Consider the following 16,876-nt stretch of genomic DNA (forward strand, 5'->3'; position numbering starts at 1 on the left):
CGTAGGTGGAGCGGACCTCCTTGAGTGTTCTCAGATTGTTCAAACGCAGTCAGGTCTCCAGCCGCAATGCCTTGCGCGGGTCGAGCTGCACCATCTGCGACCCGCCTTGCAGCAGGCGCGATAGATCGGACTCCGCATCCGGGCGTTGCACCTGCCAGTCCGGCAGGCCGCTGGCTTGGGGCGGGGTCCATGCCGCTGACGTGACCTGGGTGGTCTTGTCCCCGTCCGGCCAGTTCATGAACAACACGCGCGCGATCGTGGCGCCCGCCAACCAGTAGCCGCTGTTCGACTGGTAGGCCGGATCGGTGTTGGGCAGGCCGGCCGTCTTGCGCCACTCACCCACCGCCTGACGACCCGAGGCGTAGGTGAAGAGGGCACTGAACGCGGTTTGAAAGCCACCGCAGACCGACGGATCGGCGTAGAAGGACGAGGCATCGCCCAGCGTCCAGAGCGCCCCACCTGCACCCAGGCCCGACATGCCGAGCGCTTGCGACCAGCGGAATGGCAGCCTCGCTTCCCAGTTGGCTTTCGTGAACCCGCTGCCCAGGCCGGCGAAGGTGTTCGCCATCAGCAAGGTGTTGCCAGCGCCGAAAGCAGCAGTCGTCATCGCTCTCAGGCCCGAGACATCGCCGCTGGCCAGCAGCGCCGCCGAGTAGGCCACGTTGATGCCGTAGGTGAGGCCGGTGCCCACCCGGAACAGCTGGCCGGTCCAGGTGCGTGGATCCATTGCGTTGATGGAGGCCGCCTGCATGCCCAGCGCACGGTCTACGCCGATCTGGTAGTGGCCGACAGTGGCCATGATGGCGTTGAAGCGCTGCACTTCGTCGTAGCCGTTGGCTTTGTCCAACGGCTTGTTCGCGAGGTACGCGTAGTCGACGCGGAACTGCTCCGTCAGCTTCGCCGCCAACTCGATGCGATCCTTCGGCAGACCCAGCGCCCTGCCGTTGAACCGGATGCGGTTCATGAAGCGATCGAGGTCCTTGTTCGTCACGCGGCCTTCTTCGAAGATGCGTTCCCAGCTCAGGCGCACCGCATCGGAGTAGGCCCCGCGCACAAGACCCATCGCCGCACGGGCCTCGAAGCCGGTGGCATGCACCATCTGTTGCTGGTGATCGCCCTCAACGACGTTGAACGTGCCATCACCCGCGGCGTACGCCCCAGTCATCGTCACCGAGGCCAAGGTGCCGGCGACGATGCGGCGCGGCGTGGTGTCGAACCGGCCGCGCGGCGTGCCCGCGCCATTGGGGTCGCCCACCCAATGCTGATGTTCCGCCGCGCCCAGGTTGGCCTGGGCTTCGGCGGACACCGACCGGTCAGCCACCGGTGCCCCCACCACGCCTGGAGGCAATAAACCGCGTTGGCTGGCCTCGCTGGCGTAGGCGCTCTGGTAGAGCTGGTTGATCCAGGTGTCGAAGTGCTGCTTCGCTTCGCCTTCGATGCGAGTGCGCTCTGTCTTCAGATCTTCCTGCACTTCGTCCATGCGCTTCAACTGCTGCTGCACCTCCACCGGCGCGTTCTCAGCTTTGCCGCCGTGCGGCTTGAGCAGTTCAGCCTGCGTCCACGCGTGCACCCGGTCACCCGCGTTGCCCATCAGCGTTTCGTAGTTCCCCCGCAGCAGGTTCCACAAGGCCGGTGGGTTGCGCACGCCGATGTCGGCCAGCAGGGGCAGGTAGGTCGTGAGGGACTGGTTGTACGCAGCCTGGTTCACCGGCTTCACGGTGTCGCTGCCGAACAGCACCTTGTCGGGGTTGGCGATGATGAAGTCGACCAGCCCCTGGCGCATCGCCGGGTCGCTGAGGTAGGCCTCGGCCACGTCGTTCCACGAGATGTCGAAGCGCACGTTGCCGGCACGGTCGGCGGCTTCCATCACCTTGATCAGATGCACAGGCAGGCGCACGGTGCCACCTTCGATCGTGCGACCGTCCGAGGTCGTGGTGGGCTTGATCACATAGTCGCCCATGTTCGTGTCGGGCCGCACCAGCCGGCCGAGGCCGGTGTGGGCCAGCACGATGTTGGCGTTCTTGTACTTCGCCACCTTGTCGATCAAGGCCTCGAAGTATTCGTAGGCGCTGCTGGTGGCGACCGGGCGATGGTCGCCGGGATGCAAGGCATGGCGTCCCCAGTCGCAGTGGATCAGCACGCCCAGCCCGGACTCATTGGCCAGATCCAGCACCTTGGCCAACGAGGGCGAGCCGATCTCGCCGGCATCGCCGGCCAGCAGCACATCGACCATCTCCTTCTTGATGGTCAGCTCACCGACGAACTTGAACACGCCCGGGTGGTCCAGCAGCATCTGGCGCGCATGCGCGGCCGCATCGACCTTGGACGGGTCCACCCCCGTCATCGACATGTCGGCACGCGCGGCGCTCAGCAGGAACTTGTCAGCCTGGGCCTTAGCCGCGGCAGCAGCCTCGTCATTGCCCTTCAAGGTTTCATCGAGCTGCTTCTGCTTCTGCACGCGATAGTTGTCGACGATGGTGCGGTACTCCTTGGCCACCTCCACGTCCATGCGCTTGCCGTTCGACATGGTCAGCTCGCCTGCATCGATGCCCGAGTAGTGCGGCGCGCCACAGGTGCTCATCTGCGGAATCGACCCATGCAGGATGCGCGAGGTGTTCGACGAGTTGTTCTGCAGCGCCGTCAACGGCTTGACCGCCATGAAGTAGCGCTCGATCGGCCGCCAGCCAGCGTTGATATCTTCCTGCAGGGTCTGCGCCGTGATGCGCTCGCCGCGGTTGGCGGCCCGGTGGTCGTAGCCGCGGTCGTGCGCGTGAACATCGGCCACCACGCGTTCCAGGCCGCCCGGGATGGTGGCCCGCTCCACCACCAGCGGGTCGACGCGGAAGTCACCTTCCCGCAGCGGCTTGCCGCTCAGGATCTCGTAGGCGTTGCCGCGCGTTTTCAGCTTGTCATAGGCACGCATGATGGAGCGGTCGATGAACTTGCGCGCACCGCCCTGGATGTACTTGGGGCCGACTGCCACGACCTCGTACTCGTCGGTCGTGCCTTCCTTCAGCTTGAGGTCGTGGCGCGGCCAGAAGTCCTTGGACAACTTGGGATAGGCCGGGCCGCTGCCGTCGCTGTATTCCAGCCCCGGCGCCGTGAGCTTGGTGGACACCGGAACGAACTCCGGGCCTTTGTCCAGCACCTCGGTCAGCTTGGCTGCCTTCTTGTCCATGGCCTGCAAGGCGCGCGCCGCCCGAGAGGTGACGGGGTTGTGCTCGTTGCCCTCGCCCACACGGCCCTGGGTGGCCTCCACCTGTTTGGCAGCGTGGCTCGCCGCCTGCTTGTACTGCACCGCGGCGCGGTGCACCGCCTGGGCGTGATTCAGTTCCGCCTCCGCCACAGCGTAGCGGCGCTCCGCCACGCGGGCTTCGCCCGCCAGGCGCAACAGCCGCTGCCGCGCGGCGTCCGACAGGTTCTCCGTCAGCTTCGGATCGCGCTTGGCGTCCTTCGCATGTGAAGCCCATGCGGCCTCCGCTTCCTCGGAGCGCGTCTTGTGCTGCGCCTGCGCCTGCTTGAACTCGGCCTTGGCGAGCCGCAACGCCTCGCTGGCCTTGTGCAGCAATTGCCCCGCATTGGTCTTGTCGGCCTCGGCCGCCTTAACGTTCAGCACACGCCGGCCCGTCGGCAGCGCGCCCGATTGGTCAGCGGCGTCGAGGTAGGCCTGGAAGTCCTTCACCGCTTGCGTGGTGTCGGTCTCCAGCGCTTTCACCTGCGCTTCGGCCAGCACATGCGCGAGCTTCAAGGTATCGGCCGCTTCGCCGAAGGTGTGAACGCGCGTACCGATGCTCTCGGCCATGACTTCGACCGACTTCGCGCGGCGTTCGGCCGCCGCGGCCCGCGTGCGCAGTGCAAAGGCCGAGGGCCCATCCGCATCATCCGCGGCGCTGCGCAACCGGGCCGCGTTGGCATTCGCCGTCTTCACATCACCATTCGCCCGTTGCGTGGCCAACTCGGCCAGGGCCAACTGATCGTCGACCAAGGTCTTGCGCGCCTTGGTCGTGTCTTGGGTGGCCTTGGCATGCGCCACCTCGGCCTCGGCGAGCGCGTCGACCTGCTTCTTCAACTCGGCCCGACCCGCCACTACGGCTTTCTCCGCGCTCTCGGCCTTGATACGCAGATTCTTGGCGTCCCGCCACAGCTTCTTCGCGCCAGTTCCGGCGGCCTCGGCCTTCGCCTCAGCCTCCAGCGCCAACCGCCGCGAGGTGCTGGCCTGGATCTCGAGCTTGGACTGGCTCTCGCTGCCGTGCGTCAACTTGTTCTTGAGGTCGTTGGTCGCACGCGTCTGCTTTTGCAGGGCTTGCTCGGCCGTGTTCAGTTCCTTCTGCGAGGTCTGCGTCTTGCGATAGGCCGCTTCGACCTGACTCGGCAGGTGACGCTCGCTGGCTTGGGCACCGCGGGTGCGGCTGTGCGACCCATTCGAAGCCGATGCGTTGGCCGTGTCATCGCTGGTCGTGTCGCGCCCGGCCCGGTTCGTCGTGCCCGTGCTGCCCGTACTGCTGGACGACTGGCTGCTTTGCGCGGCCGTGTCACCCAGGTCCAGGGCCAGCGTGTTGACTTCGGTTTGATGCGAAGGCTGCGCCACCTTCGGCGCGGTCACCTTCGGGGGATGCCCCCCGGTTCCCGTCACCGGCTGCCCCGTGGTGTTCTGCCCCGGCCCGGTGGTCTTCAGGTTGACCGGCACGATCGGATCACCGCCCTGCGTGGTGGTGCTTCCATCGCCCGCCAGCGTCGTCGTCTTGCCAGTGTCGGTTCCCGTCTGGTCGCCGGTCTTGTGCACCGGATTGCGCACGGTGGCAAGCGGCGGATCGATGACTTGCGTGCCGCTTGTGTCCGCCGGGTCGGTGGTTTGCACCGTGGGGTTGGCGGCGTCGTCGGTGCGCCCCGACATTGCCAACGGATCGTCGCTGCGCGGTCCCGTCGCCGGGCCGCCGGCGGTCTGGTCGACACCGGGCATTGCGCGGCGCGCCTTGATCTTGGCTGTGATGGCAGGCGTCATCATGTCGATGCCGCTCATCGACAGGTTCAGGAACGCTTCACCCCGCTCCAGGCCCGACATGTGGTCCCAGTTCACGGCCAGGTAGCGGGCCTGGTCCGCGCCTCCGGCCATGCCGGTCACGAAGGCCGAGCGGCCCAGCACAGTGGAGGTGGTGCCCCAAAGCGACGCGGTAGACGCCGCGCCGCGCGTGGCCGCCGCAGCGGTGCGCACCGCCGAGCCCATGGCGCCCGCACCGAGCGCTGTGCCCAGCAGCGAGATCTCGCTCATGCGGGCTCGCTCGTTGGTGATCGGGTTCAGCGACTGGCCGTGGGCGTTGAGGTTGGCCAGGTCCGCGGTGGCCGTGGCGGCGCCATAGGCCATGGCCGCACCCAGCACCAGCGGGGCGAGCGTGCCCCCCGAGCCCACGGTGACCACCACGCCGGCAATCACGCCGGCCACGCCGATCACGGTGTCGAGGTGGGTCACGCGGCGGAAGGTCTCGAAACCGGTCTCGGTTCGTGCATCGCCGGCGAACAGCTTGATGTTGCCGTCGGCCTGCACGGTGAACTCGCCGTTCTCCGGCATCGCGAGGTTCACGCCTTTGGGCGCAAAGCTGTTGTTGGCGCGATAGTCGTCAACGCTCGTGTAGCTCCAGCCCTGTTCGTCGACGAACTTGAAGCCCGGGCCGTCCTTGCACTCGACCTTGAACAGCGCCGTCTTGACGATGCCCGTCTCCTTCGTCGAATAGACCACCGGAATCACCGTGACGCGGGCGTTCTCGCCGCCCACGTCGATGATCTCGTCGACCACCCCGTCGCGCAGCTTCTTCTGGTCACCCTTCACGTTGAACAGGTCCTGCGTCAGCATGGCCTGTTGGTTCTGGTCTGGCTGCGACGGGTCCAGCGTCACCGAGGTCTGCCAGCCGAGCGCCGCGGCCACGGTGTTGCCGATGTGCGTGCGCCCCTGCATCTCGCTGGGGGAGCCACCGAACTGCACGTAGTGCTCGTTGATCAGCGCCTGCGCCATCGCGGCCGGGTTGTCGTAGAAGAGCTGGTGCAGCTTCTCCGGGTCCTGCTGGTCCTCGGGCTTCAGGTTCTCGGCGATCAACTGCTCCTGCTCGGCCCAAGCCCCCGGCGCGGCGGTTTTCACGAGGTTGCGCTGAGCGCCGTCAAACCCGGTCTTCGCCTCCTGCAGGGCCGTCCAGGTCGGCGAGCTGCGCTCTGCGTCTGTGCCCGTCAGGTAGCGGTGGTCACGCAGCCATTGATCGTGAGCCGTCTGGGCCGTATCGACTTTCTGCTTCTGCACCGAAGTGGCTTGCTGGTGGTACAGCTCCAGCCAGTCGGAGCGCGCGTCGACCGCCGCGGTGCGGGCTTTGTCCGCGGCATTGCGCAGATCATCGAGGTTGCCGGTCGGTGTGCGGCCCGCGCGCAGGTCAGCCTCGGCCAACAACAGCGATCGGTTGGCGTCCTGCCAAGCCTGGACCTTCACCAGCGCCGTCTGCTCCAGCCGAGGCAGCTTCAGCTCCTCCGGTGTCGCGCCCGTGTGGTGAGCGACGTACAGCGCCTGATTGACGTTCTGCAGGCGCTTGGACACATCGTCGTCGAGGTTCAGCACGGGCGATCCCGACTGACCCGCGGTGCCCACTGGCACCTGCGCCGTCTGCGCCGGCGGATGATCCGCCGCGTCGGTCGCCAACCGTGTTTCGACTTCGCTGCGCTGCGTGCGGGTGTCCAGCGCCTTGGCGTTGGCCTGCCACAGCCGCTCGGTCACCGGGTGCATGTCCACACCCTTGTCTGACAGGCGCTGCGCTCCACGGCCGACCGGCGCCATGAAGTACACCTTGTACTGGCCGTTCTCCTCGCGGATCTCGGTGCCGTCTTTCAGCTTGAAGGTGGTGACGCCCTTGTCCTGCTTGACCTTGGTGCCGTCGCTCAGGGCCACGAACCCGTCGTCGTCCTTGGACAGCCCGGTCAGGTTGGCGGTTTCGCCGTAGCTGCCGGGCGGCTTGAGCGACGCCGTCTTGTCGTAGCCCGGCGGGTAGGTGGTGGTCGTGTACTGGCCGCCCCGCCCACCCTTGTGCGTCTCGACCTTCGGCTGCACGAAACCATAGGTGTCGTATTCATGCTGCGCCACGAGCAGGCTGCGCTCGCTGCCCAGCACATCCAGCCGGGTCTGGTAGTCGTCAACCGTGAGCTTGAACTTTTCGTAGTCCGCCAGCGCCTTGTCGAGGTCTTTCTGCTTGGCGTCCTTGTCGCCGGGCGCGGCGTTCTGCCATGCGGTGCGCGCGGTCTCGACGTCTTTGCCTTGATCGGCCAGCGCCTTCTGCGCCCCTTTCAGTCCATTGGTGGCTTCGGTCTCCTGCGTTTTCACATCGGCGGCGGCAGCACTCAGCTGGTTGGCGGAGGACACCTTGTTGCGCGCATCGCCTTCGAGCTGCGTGACCTTCTTCTGCGCCTCGATCACGGAGTCCGATGGTGTGGTGCGGCCCGCCTCGCTGTCGGCCCGCTGGGCGGCCGCCAGTTCGACGCGCGCGCCGCGCAAGTCTTTCAACGAGCTCAGGGCATCGGCCTGGGCCTGGGCGGTGCGCTGCACCGCTAGCTTGGCACCGTAGTCGGTCTCCAGCTTCTGCACTTCGGAGGCCGGCTTGCCCTCCTTCACTGCAGCATCCCACGCTGTCTTGGCGTTGGTGACGTCGGTGTTGGCCTGGGTCAGGTCCTTGCCGGTCTTCGTGCTGTTCTGGATCCAGGCGTAGTCGTCCAGACGCGGTGGCTCGCCGTTGGGACCACCGCCCAGGCGATCACGCATGAAGGTGTCGAGCGCCTCCCTGGTCGAAGTCACCTTGTCGTTGGCTGCATCGGCCTGCTTCTCTGCGTCCCACAGCGCCGCGGTCTCGGGCGGCAAGGTCTTCCAGCGGTCGGGGGCCCAGTCCACCACCTCGTGGTACTGCCAACGCCCGTCCTTGAACTCCACCTTCTTGCCCAGGTCGCTGCCGGGCGTTGCCCAGAACGCCTTGTTCTCGAAGTTCTCCTGCGAGCTGATGTTGCCGAGGTTGTTGGTGTAAAGGTCTTCGTCAGACAGCGGCTTGGTGTGCTGGCCCGAAGCCTCATCCCAGGTGGTCTTGGCATCGGCCAACACCCCATCGGCCTTGAACTTGGTCTGGTCGGCCACTGCCCGGTCATGCAGCAGGCGCTGGCCGTCACGCACGTCGATCGCATCGAGCAGCTTCTGCTGCGCCGCATCGATGGCCGGCTGGTTGCCGCTGTGCTGCACCGCGCTGTAGTAGTCCTGTGCGTTGCGCACATCGACTTCGCCGATCTGCAGGTTGTAGTTCGTCTGCCGTTCCTTGGCATCCAAGGCGAAGCCCTGCATGTCGGCCTTGGCGGCGTCGAGTTTGGCCTGGGCCGCGCGTGCGTCGGACTCGGCCTGCGACTTCAAGCGGAAGAAGTCGGGGTCGTGCCGGTCGGCGGCGGTGGGGTTCTGGTAGCTGTCGGCAGTCGTGCGGGCCTTGTCGGCAGCGGCTTGCAGGTCATCGATGGTCTTCTGCTTGCCTTCCGTCGTCTTGAGGTCCGCCTCCGCGGTGTCGAACTGCTGCACCTTCACCTGGCGGACTTGCGGGTCTTCGCCGCGCACTTCGTCGCGCAGGCCATTGACCTGCTTGCTCAGGCCGTCCATCTTGAAGGCGCCGGTCTTTTCGGCGCGGTCGATGATGGCCTTGGTCTGCGCATCCAGCGCGGCGTTGACGTCGCTGCCATTCAGGCGCGCGTTGTTCGCGGCCACGCGCATTTCCTGCTGCGCGGCGGTGAGGTATTCGCCGTAGGTCTTGTCGAGCGCGTTCTCCTGCTCTTGCGTCGGCTTGTCGCCGTTGAGCGCGGCCTTGTTCTGCTTGTCGATGGACTGGTCGAGCGAGGTCTCCAACTTGGTGGTGCGGGCGGACGCATCCTGCATGGCCCGGTACCGGGCCGACAGCACCATCGGGTCGCGCACCACCACCGGCGGCGGAGGCGGCGGGGGTGGCGGCGGTGGGGGGGGAGGAGGAGGCGGCGGCGGTGGGGGCGGCGGGGGGCTGAAGATGCGCCGGATCGAATCCATGAACGACATGTCAGGCTCCTTCTTTTGATGTGGGGTGCGGCGTGGCTACTCGCGCCCTTCGGCCCAGCGCAACAGCGTGGCCACGGGTTCGAACAGCGAACGCGGAATGGGTTGCCCTTCGGGCACTTCGTCGTACAGGCGGCCAGCGAGAGCCGCGTCGAATTCCATCGGGATCAGCGCTTCACCGGCAAAGCGACGCATCTGCGCGGCCAATTCACCTTCACCCCGCGCGATCACGCGCGGCAGATCTTTCTCGCCCAGGTACTGCAGCGCCACCGCGGTGTTGGCTGAGCAGATCAGCGCGGAGGCAGCGCGCACGCGGTCGCCCAGGCTCAGGTAAATGGCCTCGAAGTGAGCTTGGCGGCGACGGCTGGCGTTCAACGGGTCGCCTTCGGACTCCTTGTGCTCCTGCATCAGCTCTTCGATCGACATGCGCTGCTGCTTCATGAACTCGTAGTGCACATGCGCGTAATCGGCGCCCGCCATCACGACGTAGATCACCGCCGCCCAGCCGAAGATGGTCAGCAGCGCGGCCCCACCCACCTGCAGCACCGCCGGCGGCTGCGCATAGCCGAGCTTCATCGCGGTCTCGAGGAAGCCCCTGATCACGACGAACATCAGCAGGGCCAGCAGCACCGTCTTCACGAGCATCTTCAGCAGGTTGATGAGGTTGCGCGTGGAGAAGATTCGTTTCAAGCCCTCACCCGGGTTGAGCCGGTTGGCGTCGGGCTTGAGCTTCTCCCACGCTGCCAGGCCACCCACCTGCGCGAAGCAGCCCACTGCGGCGGCCACAGCCACCAGGGTGGTCAGCGGGAGCGTGCCCCACAGCAGCACTTCGGTGGTGTGCGTCAGCAACTCGGCAAAGCGGTCGTCGGGCCGGGTCAGCACCTCGGGGCTGGTGGCATGGCGCCACAGCTCGCGCAGCAGGCCGATGGCCGTGCCGCCCACCAGCCACAGCGCCGCGACGACGACCACGAACGAGAACGTGCCCGAGACGTCGTTGCTGAAGACGACTTCGCCGCGCTTGCGCGCATCGCGCAAGCGCTTTTGGGTGGGGTCTTGGTCTTTCTCGGCCATGCTCGCTGTCGCCTACAACGCGAGGCGAAGGAACTCCAGCACACCGTTGGACGGGCGCAGGAACTGCTGCAAAGACTCGTACACGAAGTACAGGAAGAGGATCATCATCAGCGTGGCCAGCAGGCTCTTGAGCGGCTGCGAGAACACGAAGACGTTGAGCTGCGGCGCCACCCGGCCGATCAGGCCCATGCCGAGCTCCACCAGCACCAGCACCAGCAGCACCGGCGAAGCAAGCTTCACGATCCACAGGAACAGGGTGTCGCCCTGGCGGATGGCGAACTCCTCCAGCACCTTGCCCACATTCGGGAAGAACGAGGCCACCGGCCACAGGCGGTACGAATCCACGATCACGCCGACGAGCGCGAGCAGCCCGCCGGCCGCCACGAACAGCGTGATGACCAGCCAGCCCAGGAACTCGGAGGTGGGCCCGTTCTCATGGCCCGCCACCGGGTCGAAGAACGCAGCGTTGCTGGAGCCGGTCTGGAAGTCGATCAGGTCGCCCACGCTCTCGATGGCCCAGATGAAGATGCCGAAGCCCAGGCCGAGCAGCAAGCCGATCAGCGCTTCCTTGCTCGCGATCAGCAGCCACATGCCGATGGACAGCGGCGGTATCTCCCCGGCGATCGGCGACATGAACAACGCAAGCATCGCCAGCAGCCCGGCACGCACGAAGCCGGTGAGCATGCGGCCCGACAGGAACGGCACCACCGCAAAGATAGCCGTCAGCCGCGGCAGCGTGAGCGCGGCCGCGGAGACGGTGCTTTCGAGGGCGGCCAGTTCGGGGGCGAGCATGGTGCGGCCTCTTCAGTGCGGCTCGCGGCCGAGCGCCCAGGCCTGCGAGGCCGACTCCTCGACCGCCTCATCCATGCGCGTGGCTTGCACGCGCAAACCCTCCGTGCGCACGCGGTCGCGCATCTGCTCGGCCTTGTGCACGCCGCCCGCGGCACCGCGTAGGGCGCGGCGGCTCTCGTCGAGCTGCTGCTGTTGTTGCTGTGCCGCCAGATGTGCCTGCTGTGCCACCGCGGCGGCCTGGAGAATGCGGCCGTCGAGCGTGCGGCTCCACGCGCTGGCCTGGCGCAGGCTGGCCATGTCCAGGCTGCCGGGCGCGGTTTCCAGGTCAGACCATAGGCTGCTTCTCGCATCGACCTCGTGCTGCCAGGCATCGCGTGCCTCGTTCACCCGCGTCTGCGCCACTTGTGCGGCCTCGCGCTCGCGCACGACGCGCTGCTGTGCACGCGTGCGCTGCTGTTCGCGCACTCGGACGAGGAGCTTCCAGTCGATGTCCATCGCCCTACTGCACGAGACGCCGCAGCGCGGCTTCGGTCTTGTCGAACGGCACCGACGTTTCCGGCGGCTGCGCCAGGAACGCCTGCATGGCCGGGCGCGACTCGATGGCGCGGTCGGCCAGCGCGTCGCTGCCGGCCTGGTATTCGCCGATCTGGATCAGCATCTCGAGCTCCTGGTGGCGCGCCATCAGCGCGCGGAACTGCGCGGCCGCGGCGCGGTGCTCGCGCGGCACGATCTGCGTCATCACCCGGCTCACGCTGCCCAGCACGTCGATCGCCGGAAAGTGGTTGGCCGCGGCCAGCTTGCGCGACAGCACGATGTGCCCGTCGAGGATGGAACGCACCTCTTCGGCAATCGGGTCGTTCTCTTCGTCGCCTTCGGTCAGCACCGAGTACACCGCGGTGATCGAACCGCGCAGGCCCGGGCCGGCACGTTCCAGCAGTTGCGGCAGCATCGAGAAGATCGATGGCGGATAGCTGCGCCGCGTGGGCGGCTCGCCACTGGCCAGGCCGATCTCGCGCTGCGCTCGGGCAAAGCGCGTCAGCGAATCCACCACCAGCAGCACGCGCCGACCCTGGTCGCGGAAATGCTCGGCAATCGTCGTGGCCACATAGGCCGACTTGATGCGCTCCATCGGCGGGCGGTCGGAGGTCGACACCACCATCACGGTGCGCGCCAGGCCGGCTGCGCCGAGGTTGTGTTCCAAAAATTCCTTGACCTCGCGGCCGCGCTCGCCGATCAGCGCGATCACGTTCACGTCGGCCGTGGAGCCGCGCGCCAGCATGCCCAGCAGCGTGCTCTTGCCGATGCCAGGCGGTGCAAACACGCCCACCCGCTGGCCCTCGCCCAGCGTGAGCAAACCGTCGACCGCGCGGATGCCGGTCGGCAGCGGGCGCTCGATCATCTTGCGTTGCAGGGGGTTCAGCGGCTCGCGGTGCACCGGCACATGGGCCAGCGCGTCCAGTGGGCCAGCGCTGTCGATCGGTTCCCCCAGTGCATTCAACACCCGGCCGAGCAACCCATCGCCCACCGGGCACACATGGCCGCGGCCGGACGGGATCACCTCCGTCAAGGCCGAGAGGCCGGTCGTGGGCCCGAGTGGCGTGAGGATGGCCGTGCCGCCGGTGAAGCCCACCACCTCCGCCAGCAGCGGTGGTTCGCCGGGCGTGACCAGTTCGCACAGCTCGCCCACGTGGGCTTGCACGCCAGACGCATGGATCAGCATGCCCACGGCCTTGCTGACGCGCCCGCGGATGCCCACCGCGGGGCTGCGGGTGATCGCCTGCTCGAGGTCGGCCACGATGTCGCCCAGCCGGGCCTGCATGCGGTCCATCTCAGCGGCCTCCGGGGGAAGCGCCCTGGCGCTCGACGGCCTTGCGCAAGGCGTCGAGCTGCGCGTCGACCCCGATTTCGAGCGTGCCCGATGCCGACTGCACCACGCAGGCACCGGGCAGCAGCAGCGGATCGGCCTGCAAGGTCACGTTGCCGGGCAGCCGGTTGTCGGCTTGCAAGCGTTCGACCACGCTGCGCACCAGCGGCTCCTGCGCCGGCGCGACCCGCATGCTCAGGAAGGGCTCATGGCGGATCAATGCATCCACCTTCTCCAGCGCGCGCTCGATCAGCGTGCCGGGGTCGAGCTCGGCGACGAATTGCCCCACGCCCTTGACCACGATCTGCGCCATGGCCGCACGCAGGGCGCGCAGCTGCCGCTCGGTGGCCACCGCGTCGGACACCACGCGCTGGGCGTGTTCGGCACGCGCGGCCTCGAAGCCTTCGCGGTAGCCGCGCTGGCGGCTGTCTTCGGCCTGGCGGGTGGACTGGCGCACGATGCGCTCGCCCTCCTTGCGCGCGGCGTCGACCAGCGCCGCCGCATCGAGCAGCGCCGCGTATTCCGACTCCTTCAGCACCTTGCGCTCGCTGAGCAGCTGCAGGTTCTCGGTGGTGATCAGAAAAGCCAGTCCCATGCGGCCAACCTTTCGGGAATGAGGCACTGCAGCAGCACTTCTTGCAGCTGCGCGGCTTGTCGAGGGGCGAGTGCGGGCACGCTGAGCGCGGCCACGCGTCGGGGCAACTTGCGTTGCACGCGCTGCACGACGGCGGCGTCCTCGCCGGCCAGCGCCGCCAACAGCAGGCGGTAGCCGCGGTCGAACACCACGCGGCCGGCGCCGTGCGGGCGCTGCTGCAACGCCGACAGGTTCATGCGCAGCTCGCTCAGGTGCGGCATGCGCTCGATGACGAAATCGGCCGCGTCGGCATCGAAGCGCCGCGCCTGGCGACGCAGCTGCGTGCCCACGCCGCGCTGGCGCAGCAGCGGCTGATGTGCGCACAGGCCGGTGTAGGCGGCGAGCCGGCGCAGCGAAGTGCCGTCGATCAGCGCCAGGCGGCTCATGCGCGAATCGAAGCTGTAGCGCGCCGCGCCAGCTGCAGCGCCAGCACCGGCGCCATCGCGCCGCAGCAGATCCGACAGAACGCCCTGCCCCGCCACGCCCAGGCGTGCCACCTGGCGATGGCGCGCGGGCCAGTCGGCGGGCAACCAGCTCGGGTGGAGGTCGAGCTCGGGGTGCAGGTTGTAGCGCATCACCAGACGCAACAGATCGTGAGCGGGCTCGGCCATGGCACGCTGTCAGCGCCGAATGACCTGGCGGCGTACCCAGGTGCGCCAGTCGAGGCCGTTGCGGCGCAACAAGCCGGGCAACACCATCAGGCACGCGGCGGCGACCATCAGCAGCACGAGCAGCACCATCGCCGTCTGGGTCGGTATCACCCCGAACACCATGCCGCTGCGCGCAGCCACGGCGGCCTTGCTGGGCGGCGCACGGCGCGCTTCGAACAGAGACAGAGAAACCTGCTCGTGCGACAGCCCCTCGATGCTGTGGGCCACCAGTTCTTTGACGGCCGGTGCCAGCAGGCGCAGGTCGACATCGGCCCGGTGCTTGATGAACACCGCCGCCGACGATGGGCGGATCTTGTCGCTGAGCGGGTCGTTGGCCGGGATCACCACATGCACGCGCGCCGACACCACGCCGTCGACCTTGCGCAGCGTCTGCGACAACTCCTGCGACATCGCGTAGATGTAGCGCATGCGCTCTTCAGAGGGCGTGGACACCAGGCCCTGCTTCTGGAACACGTCGCCCATGCTGGCGTAGCGGTCGTTGGGCAGCCCCTGCGCACGCAACAGGTCGAGCGACGCAGGCAGGTCACCCTTGTCGACCAGCACCTGCCACTGGTTGTTTTCGAGCCGCTCCTTATCGGCATCGATGCCGTCGCTGGTGAGCGCGGCCACCATCTCGTTGGCCTCCTGTTCGTTGAGGCCTGAATAGAGGCCGACCTTGCAGCCACCCAGCGCCGCGAGCAGCGCCAGCGCGGCCAGCCAGCGCAGCACGGCGATGGGAGCGCGGGTCATGGGGTGGTGCCTCATTGCTGGTTCTTCAGCAAGGTGCCGAAGAGGCTCGTGGCCGCACTGGCGAGGCCCGTGGAGATGTGCAGCTTGGCGAACATGGTGTGCGCCTGCATCGAGTGGTCGGTCATCACGAACATGGTCTTGATCGGGTCCGACATGTCGACGGACTCGAGCATGCTGCGGCGCATGTCTTCATACGACTTCACGTTGCCGTTGAACTGGGCCGCGTAAGCCATGGCGGAATCGCGCAGGCTGCTGGGCGGCGCCATCGTCACCTGCGGCGTGCCTTGCATCATGTTGGCGAACATGCGGGTCTCGCCCGGGTCGAGCTGCTGCGGCGCACGCGAAGGGGCGTTCTGCAATGCGCTCTGTGAGGCGTTCTGCGCCGCCACAGCGGCGGGAGATTCGGCCGCGGGCGCCACGGCGCTCAGGGCAACTGGGTCGGTCATGCTGCGTCTCCCAGAAAAGAAGGGGACGGCACCACCACGGCGGTGCCGGAGCCCGGCAATCGAACGAGCTTGGCTGGAGCACCGGCCGATGCCGCCAGCCAACTGCCTGTCACGCGCTCAAGACGATTTCGCGGACTGGCGAATGTCGTTCGCGGTGGCCTTGGCCACTTCACCGGCGGCGGCGTTGCCCCCGGTGATCGTGTGCGCCGCCGAGGCGGCACCCTGGATGGCCGTCGACACCTGGGTGCTGGTGGCCATCAAGATGGCGTTGTCGGCTGCGGCTTTTTGCATCGAGGCGATGGGATCTGCTGCCATGTCTTACTCCTGGTTGATAGTGAACAAAGTGCCATCAGAAACCCGGCGTCTGGAGTGCCGGGCATTCCGCGCAGCTGCGCGAAATTCGGTGTGCGGCGTGCAGGGCACGCCTGCAAAGTCGCTGTCATTTGCGGTCCTTGGTCGGCGGCTGGCCGCCGCTCAGCACGAGCCCGTCGGCATCGATGCGCGTCAACTCGGCGCCCGATTTCAGCAGCGCGCCTTCGTAGTAGCGCGTGCCGTTGGCGAGCTGGATGTGCTTCAAGCCATTGGCGTCTTCGGTGATGCCCACCATGCGCGCGGGCAGCATGTTCTGCCAGGCCGCCCATTGCGCGCGCGCATCGGCGCCCTCGTCGTTGCTGCGCGCCGTTTTGGGCCGGTACGTCACCTTGTCGGACACCAGCACCATGGGATGCAGGTCTTCGCTCAGGCGGCGGATCTGCTGGCGCACGGCGTCGTCTTCCACCGTGCCCGACACCACCAGCCGCCCACTGCCTGCGTACGCGATCGTCACGCCGGGGTCGCTCACGAAACGGCGGGCCTGCTCGACCATCTCTTCGGCACTGACCACGCTGATGCCGACCGCCGCGCCAAACGGCGCCAGCGCCTGCTGCAAAGCCTGGCGGCGAGCGCGGGACTCGACATAGCCGCGCACGTTGACACCGCCACCCGGCGTGGCCACTGCCTCCACCTCGGGGAAGGTCTTCAGCGCCTGCTCCACCCCGAGCAGATCGGCCACTGGTTCACCGCGGCGCCCGTCGCTCCCGCTCCATGCCGACAAGCCGCCGATGCCTGCCAACGACAAGACGACCACGGCTGCGCCCAGCCAGCGCAGCGGCCGCCGCTCGGGCGCGGATGGGCTCTGCGATTCGTTGGCCGCCGGCGGCAACATGCTTTCGGGACCCGCGAACATGCGGTCTTCGGGCTCCAGCGCCGCGTACACACGATCGAGCTGGAACTCGAAGTCGCCGACCCGCAACACGTCGCCGGCCACCAGGCTGCGCCGCGGCTGTTGCATCGGCTCGCCGTTGAGCTCGGCCGTGGCGGGCCCGAGCTTCTGCACCGACACCACCAGCTCGCCCACGTTGAACACCAGGTGCTGCGGCAGCACGTCGCCCCCAGGCAGCATCACATCGCATTCACCCGTCGAGCCGACGAAGTTGGCGCCGGGCTTGAGCGCCAGCGTGCGCCCACGCAAGGCGCCGTTGAGAAAGCGCAGGCACCACGAGGCCGGGGCCGCGGTTGTTTGCGAAGGCGGGGATGACGGCTGCGTGTTCATGC

Annotated in this window: 11 protein-coding genes; all 11 read right to left on the reverse strand. The window is 67.5% G+C overall.

Annotation, left to right across the window (positions count from 1 at the left end):
- Positions 1 to 49 precede the first annotated feature (49 nt).
- The 11 genes from AC1DYS_RS28715 to AC1DYS_RS28765 all read right to left on the reverse strand — a co-directional run bounded on the left by AC1DYS_RS28715 (position 50) and on the right by AC1DYS_RS28765 (position 16,874).
- Complete coding sequence (locus tag AC1DYS_RS28715; RefSeq protein WP_477904952.1) at positions 50 to 9,079, reverse strand: DUF4781 domain-containing protein; 9,030 nt, start codon at positions 9,077 to 9,079, stop codon at positions 50 to 52.
- Positions 9,080 to 9,115: 36 nt separating this feature from the next.
- Positions 9,116 to 10,147, reverse strand: a complete 1,032-nt coding sequence (locus AC1DYS_RS28720) for an EscU/YscU/HrcU family type III secretion system export apparatus switch protein (protein WP_477904953.1) — start codon at positions 10,145 to 10,147, stop codon at positions 9,116 to 9,118.
- 12 nt (positions 10,148 to 10,159) lie between these two features.
- Positions 10,160 to 10,939 carry a type III secretion system export apparatus subunit SctT gene (sctT, locus tag AC1DYS_RS28725; RefSeq protein ID WP_047483816.1) on the reverse strand — a complete coding sequence of 260 codons (780 nt, stop codon included), beginning with the start codon at positions 10,937 to 10,939 and terminating at the stop codon, positions 10,160 to 10,162.
- A 12-nt stretch (positions 10,940 to 10,951) separates the two neighbouring features.
- Complete coding sequence (locus AC1DYS_RS28730; protein ID WP_477904954.1) at positions 10,952 to 11,434, reverse strand: hypothetical protein; 483 nt, start codon at positions 11,432 to 11,434, stop codon at positions 10,952 to 10,954.
- Between the two features lie 4 nt (positions 11,435 to 11,438).
- Positions 11,439 to 12,767 carry a FliI/YscN family ATPase gene (locus tag AC1DYS_RS28735; RefSeq protein WP_477904955.1) on the reverse strand — a complete coding sequence of 443 codons (1,329 nt, stop codon included), beginning with the start codon at positions 12,765 to 12,767 and terminating at the stop codon, positions 11,439 to 11,441.
- A gap of 1 nt (position 12,768) precedes the next feature.
- Positions 12,769 to 13,398, reverse strand: coding sequence for a type III secretion system stator protein SctL (gene sctL, locus AC1DYS_RS28740; RefSeq protein WP_047483812.1), 630 nt, complete (start codon positions 13,396 to 13,398; stop codon positions 12,769 to 12,771).
- Entirely contained in the window at positions 13,380 to 14,048 is a 669-nt protein-coding gene (locus AC1DYS_RS28745; RefSeq protein ID WP_477904956.1) for a SctK family type III secretion system sorting platform protein, read from the reverse strand. The genes sctL and AC1DYS_RS28745 overlap by 19 nt, the downstream gene beginning before the upstream one ends.
- Before the next feature lie 9 nt (positions 14,049 to 14,057).
- On the reverse strand, positions 14,058 to 14,837 hold the full coding sequence (sctJ, locus tag AC1DYS_RS28750) for a type III secretion system inner membrane ring lipoprotein SctJ (RefSeq protein ID WP_477904957.1): 780 nt from the start codon (positions 14,835 to 14,837) through the stop codon (positions 14,058 to 14,060).
- An 11-nt stretch (positions 14,838 to 14,848) separates the two neighbouring features.
- A complete protein-coding gene (locus AC1DYS_RS28755; RefSeq protein ID WP_477904958.1) occupies positions 14,849 to 15,283 on the reverse strand; it encodes a hypothetical protein in 435 nt (144 codons plus the stop codon).
- 117 nt (positions 15,284 to 15,400) lie between these two features.
- Positions 15,401 to 15,598, reverse strand: a complete 198-nt coding sequence (locus AC1DYS_RS28760) for a hypothetical protein (protein WP_047483803.1) — start codon at positions 15,596 to 15,598, stop codon at positions 15,401 to 15,403.
- A gap of 124 nt (positions 15,599 to 15,722) precedes the next feature.
- Complete coding sequence (locus tag AC1DYS_RS28765; protein WP_477904959.1) at positions 15,723 to 16,874, reverse strand: FHA domain-containing protein; 1,152 nt, start codon at positions 16,872 to 16,874, stop codon at positions 15,723 to 15,725.
- Positions 16,875 to 16,876: the final 2 nt, after the last annotated feature.

It is taken from the genome of Rhizobacter sp. P2_G4, assembly GCF_056403575.1.